5 protein-coding genes and 1 pseudogene are annotated in these 5410 nt (G+C 69.9%); 2 read left to right on the plus strand and 4 right to left on the minus strand.

The window, feature by feature from the left end:
• A partial coding sequence (locus tag ACWELJ_RS33015) for an AMP-dependent synthetase/ligase (RefSeq protein ID WP_452369996.1) occupies positions 1–900 on the plus strand: 900 nt, incomplete at its 5' end.
• A 106-nt stretch (positions 901–1006) separates the two neighbouring features.
• On the opposite strand, the gene ACWELJ_RS33020 is transcribed toward ACWELJ_RS33015, so the two are convergent.
• A complete protein-coding gene (locus tag ACWELJ_RS33020; protein ID WP_452369997.1) occupies positions 1007–2308 on the minus strand; it encodes a phthiocerol/phthiodiolone dimycocerosyl transferase family protein in 1302 nt (433 codons plus the stop codon).
• Between the two features lie 132 nt (positions 2309–2440).
• On the opposite strand from ACWELJ_RS33020, the gene ACWELJ_RS33025 reads away from it, so the two are divergent.
• Positions 2441–2989, plus strand: a complete 549-nt coding sequence (locus tag ACWELJ_RS33025) for a TetR/AcrR family transcriptional regulator (RefSeq protein WP_452369998.1) — start codon at positions 2441–2443, stop codon at positions 2987–2989.
• 85 nt (positions 2990–3074) lie between these two features.
• Here the strand turns inward: ACWELJ_RS33025 and ACWELJ_RS33030 are convergent, their stop codons facing one another.
• The 3 genes and pseudogenes from ACWELJ_RS33030 to ACWELJ_RS33040 form a co-directional block, all read right to left on the minus strand.
• Positions 3075–3617, minus strand: a complete 543-nt coding sequence (locus tag ACWELJ_RS33030) for a YbhB/YbcL family Raf kinase inhibitor-like protein (protein ID WP_452369999.1) — start codon at positions 3615–3617, stop codon at positions 3075–3077.
• 19 nt (positions 3618–3636) lie between these two features.
• Entirely contained in the window at positions 3637–4986 is a 1350-nt protein-coding gene (locus tag ACWELJ_RS33035; RefSeq protein WP_452370000.1) for a M20/M25/M40 family metallo-hydrolase, read from the minus strand.
• A gap of 327 nt (positions 4987–5313) precedes the next feature.
• Positions 5314–5410 (minus strand): annotated as a pseudogene (locus ACWELJ_RS33040) (amino acid ABC transporter permease); the annotation flags it as partial.

Raw genomic sequence — 5410 nt, forward strand, 5'->3', positions numbered from 1 at the left:
GATCTCGCCGGCACCGGCCGCGGCGCCCTGCTCGACGTGCAGCACAAGCTGGCCGACGCGCTGGTGTTGTCCAAGCTGCGCCACGCCCTGGGCTTCGACGAGCTGCGCGTGGCCGCCTCCGGCGCGGCCGCCATCCCGCCGGAAACCCTGGAATACCTGCTGGGCCTGGGCTTCACGGTCACCGAGGTGTGGGGCATGTCCGAGACCAGCGGCGTGGGCACCTACACCCCGCTGGCCAAACCGAAGCCGGGCACCGTCGGCATCCCGCTGCGCGGGGTCGAGGTGCGCCTGGGCGAGGACGGGGAGCTGCTGCTGCGCGGCGGCATCGTCACCCACGGCTACCGCAAGATGCCCGACAAGACCGCCGAGGCCATCGACGCCGACGGCTGGCTGCACACCGGCGACGTGGCCACCATCGACGGGGACGGCTACATCTCCATCGTCGACCGCAAGAAGGAACTCATCATCACCGAGGCGGGAAAGAACCTGTCTCCCACCAATATCGAGAACACCGTGAAGGCGGCGTCCTCGCTGGTCGGTCAGGTGGTGGCGATCGGCGACGCCAAGCCCTACATCTCCGCGCTGATCGTGCTCGACCCCGATATCGCGGTGGTGCGGGCCAAGGCGCTGGGCATCCCCGACGCCGACCTGAAAACCCTTGCCGCGCACCCGGAGATCATCACCGAGATCAAGACCGCGATCACCGCCGCCAACGCCAAGCTCAACCGCGTCGAGTCGATCAAGCGGTTCACCATCCTGGATCTGGGCTGGGAGCCCGGCGGTGACGAACTCACCCCGACCCTCAAGCTCAAGCGCAACCCGATCGCGGCCAAGTACGCCACCGAGATCGCCGCGCTGTACCTGACCCCCGCACCCGAGGGCGTCATCAACCTGAGCTGATCCCGGGGCGCTGCACCCCCGGAATCGATGTGGGCCCGGACGTGATGTCCGGGCCCACAGCCGTTCCCGACCGCGCACAGCCACGCTCGACCGCGCACGGTCGTTCTCAACCGCGCACCGCCACCGGGGTGACCCGTGCGAGCTGATCACTCATCGCCTCGGCCACCCGGCCCATGCGGGTGTGACTGTGCTCGGCGGTGTCGTACTCGACCTGCACCGTCAACCGCCCGCCGACGGTGAAGATCGTCATCTTCGGCGGCATGCCCGCCGCCATCGCGAACACCTCGTCGCGCACGAACTTCAGCCCCTCGGGCATCGGATGCGCCGGCAGCCGGCCCATATTCGACAACGCGATCGCCGGCGGCTGCGACAGCATCGCGGCCACCGGCAGTGCGAGCGGGCGCTGCGCGGCGCGCAGGAACAATGCCGGGAACCGGCTCTCGCGCAGCACCCGCATGGTGGCGTCGACGACCGCGCCCACCGCCAGTGGATCGGCGTCGCGATCCACCAGCGCCGGTGTGCCCGCACCCGAGGCGCAATTGAGCACCGTCGACACCGGCAGCGGCGGCGACAGGTCCGGCCGCAGATCCGCGGCATGCCCGCACATCAACGGAATTGGCCCGTCCCCGGCGATTTCCCCGCGCACCGCCGCCAACGCCGCCCCCGCGAGCACGCTGTTGACCGAGATTCCCCGCCCCCGCGCCACCTCGACCAGCTCCGCGGTCTGGCGCGGGGACAATTCGATGCGCCGCAACGCCAATCGCCCGCCCGCGTCCCCGATCCCGTCCCCGTCGCAGGGCATCGTGCGCGGCGCCGCGGCCGGTGCGGCCGCAGCGATCTCCTCGCCCAGGTGTGCCAGGAACCCGTCCACCTCCGCCTCGCCGACCACCGCGGCCAGCAGCTCGTCGACCCCGCCGAGCAGCGCGTGGTCCGAATCATGCAGCGGCAGTGCGACACCGGCCGTGTGCGCGGCGTAGCGCTGCCACATCTCCTCGAGCAGTGCGAATGCCGAGCGTCCGTCACTGATCCCGTGGTGGATGACCAGCACGATCCGGCTCTCGCGCACCCCGCGCAGCAGTACCGCCTGGAACAGTCCCGCGTCCCAGTCCGGGGTCCTGTTCACCAGCTCCCAGTATTCGTCCACGCCACCCGCGCGCACGGTCAGTGGCGGCATCACCGGATCGTCGGCCACGAACCGCGCGGCGCCGTCGGCGGTGACCACGCGGCTGCGCAGCAGCACATGTCCGGCGGCGAGTTCGCCCAGGACCCGCCGCAGGATGCGTTCGTCGACCTCGCCGCGCACGACCGAGCCGATGAACAGCGGCATCCCGCCGATGGGCACGCTGCCCAGCCGGGTGTCCGCGGCGAAGTATCCGGATTCGAAGGGAGACAACGGTCGTGCGGTCATATCGGACTCGTTCTTCCGTGCGATGGGATCGTGCCACCACCGACCATACACACGTTTGATACGTACGTTCAAAACAATTGTTTGAAACGGACGTTACAAACAACCGTTCACCCCGCTGTTAGGCTGACCCGCGTGGGAACCCGAGAAGACCTGCTGGCCGCCGCCAAACACTGCCTGGCCGAACGCGGCTACGCCCGCACCACCGTGCGCGACATCGTGGCCGCGTCCGGGGCCAACCTGGCCGCGATCAACTACCACTTCGGCACCCGCGACCGGCTGCTCAACCAGGCCATGCTCGAGGCGACCGCGGCCGCGGTCTCCCACATCCTCGACTCCCTGCCCGCCGACGGCGCCGGAGAGCCGCCCGCGCGCCTGAACGCCTTCTGGCAGCGGCTGATCGACTCCTTCACCGGCGACCGGGTGATCTGGGCCGCCAATGTCGAATCCATGGCCCAGGCCATGCACTCCCCCGGCCTGCGCGCGGAAATCGGTGCCGCGCAGGAACAAGCGCGCGCGGGCCTGTCACAGGACCTGGGTGGCGGCGACCCCGCGGTCGGCGCGGTGCTGCAAACCCTCATCGCGGGCCTGCTGGTCCAGTACCTCATCGACCCCGAGCACGCGCCCGCGGCCGAGGACCTGGCGGCGGGATTGCGTGGCCTGGCCGAACAGTCGACCGGATAGCGCCCGATCCGCGGCGGTCCGTCCACCCCGCGAAAACGACGAGTGGGCCCGGACGGATCGTCCGGGCCCACCACGGTTTCGCGCTCTACTCGGCCGGTTCCTCGTAGGTGGCCACGATCTGCGCGCGCCCCAGAGTGTGGAAGAACAGGTTGAAGCCCAGGTAGGCCGGGGTGCCGTTGGCGTCGATGTCGAGGGACTCCACATCCACGGCGTGCACGGTGATGAAGTACCGGTGGTAGCCGTGCCCGGCCGGCGGGGACGCGCCCACGAACCCGGCGAACGCGCCGTCATTGCGCAGCTGCACCGCACCGGCGGGCAGGCTGCCGCCCGCGCTGCCCGCGCCGGTGGCCAGCGAGGTCACCGAGACCGGAATATTGGCTACTGCCCAGTGCCAGAAGCCCGAGGCGGTCGGGGCGTCCGGATCGAACACGGTGACCGCGAAACTCTTGGTCTCCGGCGGGAATCCGGACCACGACAGTTGCGGCGAGATGTCCTTGCCGCCCGACCCGAACACCCCCGACACCTGGTCGTTGGCGAAGGGCTGACCATCGGTGACATCGGCGGAGGTGACGGTGAAGCCGGGCACCTGGGGCAGCGCGGCGTACGGGTCGTACGAATAGTCGGGCACGAGCAGTCCTTTCGAATCGTCAGCTGTGCAACAGGAAGTGTTCCAGCACCCGGGTGCCGAATTCGAGCGACTCCACCGGAACCCGCTCGTCGACACCGTGGAACAGCGCGGTGAAGTCCAGTTCCGGCGGCAACCGCAGCGGCGCGAACCCGAAACAGCGAATCCCGAGCTTGGCGAACGCCTTCGCGTCGGTGCCGCCCGACAGCATGTAGGGCACGGTGCGCCCGGCCGGATCGTGGGCCAGGATGGCGTCGTTCATGGCGTCGACCAGATGCCCGTCGAAGGTGGTCTCATACGAGTCGAGCTTGGTGATCCACTCCCGCTCCACATCCGGGCCGATCAGCGCGTCGACCTCCCGCTCGAACTCGGCCTGGCGTCCCGGCACCACCCGGCAGTCGACGACGGCCTCGGCGGTCTGGGGAATCACATTGGCCTTGTAGCCCGCGCGCAGCATGGTCGGGTTGGCGGTGTCGCGCAGCGTCGCGCCGATGATGCGCGAGATCGTGCCCAGCTTGGCCAGCTGATCCTCGATACCCGGTGCGGCGGGATCGAATTCGAGCCCCGACTCCTCCGACACCGCGGCCAGGAACTCGGCCACCGAATCCGACACCACCAGCGGGAAGGTGTGAGTGCCCAGCCGGGCCACCGCCTGGGACAGGATCGTCACCGCGTTGTCGTCGTGCAGGAACGAGCCGTGTCCGGCGCGCGCCTTGGCGCGCAGGCGCATCCAGCCCAGCCCCTTCTCCGCGGTCTCCACCAGATACAGCCGCCGCTCGCCGCCATCGGGCCGCGGTACGGTCAGCGAGAACCCGCCGACCTCCCCGACCGCCTCGGTGACGCCCTCGAACAGATCGGGGCGGTTCTCGACCAGCCACTGGCAGCCCCAGCGTCCGCCGTTCTCCTCATCGGCCACGAACGCCCACACGATGTCGCGGGGCGGCACCGTGCCCTCGATCTTGAACTGGCGGGCCACGGCCAGCATCATGCCGACCATGTCCTTCATGTCGACCGCGCCGCGACCCCACACATAACCGTCGCGGACCGCGCCGGAGAACGGGTGCACACTCCAGTCCGCGGCCTCGGCGGGCACCACGTCCAGATGCCCGTGCATCATCAGCGCCCCGCGCGAGGAGTCCGCGCCCCGCAACCGCGCGAACACATTGCCCCGGCCCGGCGCACCGGATTCGACGTACTCGGTCTCGTAGCCGGCGGCCTCGAGTTGTTCGGCCACCCACTGCGCGCATTCGCGCTCGCCCTTGGTGGTCTCCAGTTCGCCGGTATTGGAGGTGTCGAACCGGATCAGCGCGCTGACCAGGTCCACGACTTCCGACACGGCACGGGGGGTGTGGGTTTCGGCGGTTTCGGACACGTCACTTTCCTACCACCTCCGCACGCGCGGGTGTCGGCCCGCCGCCCGCGGCATCGCCGCGCGCCGCAGGTCGGGCCGCCGTCGCCGGTTGAAATCAGTGATCGCGCAAGGATTACCGGGTCAGCGCAGCACCCGGATCGTGGTGGTGAGGGTGGCCAGCATCGACTCCAGGCGCTGGTCGGCGATGCGGCGTTCGAGAACGTCGAGGTCCAGGCGGGTCGCGGTGGCCCACAGCTCCCCGATGCGGGCCTGCACATCGACATCGGTGGCGGCCAGCACCCACAGCAGCGGCGGCCACAGCCGCGCGGCCTGGGCCAGCGCGGGCAGGGTGAGCAGGGCATAGACCGGCGTCCCGCGGAAGATCCACAGATACGCCCACGCCACCGACCGCAGCACCGGATTCGGCGACAGACGCATGACCGCC

The sequence above is a fragment of the Nocardia sp. NPDC004582 genome, from assembly GCF_053602115.1.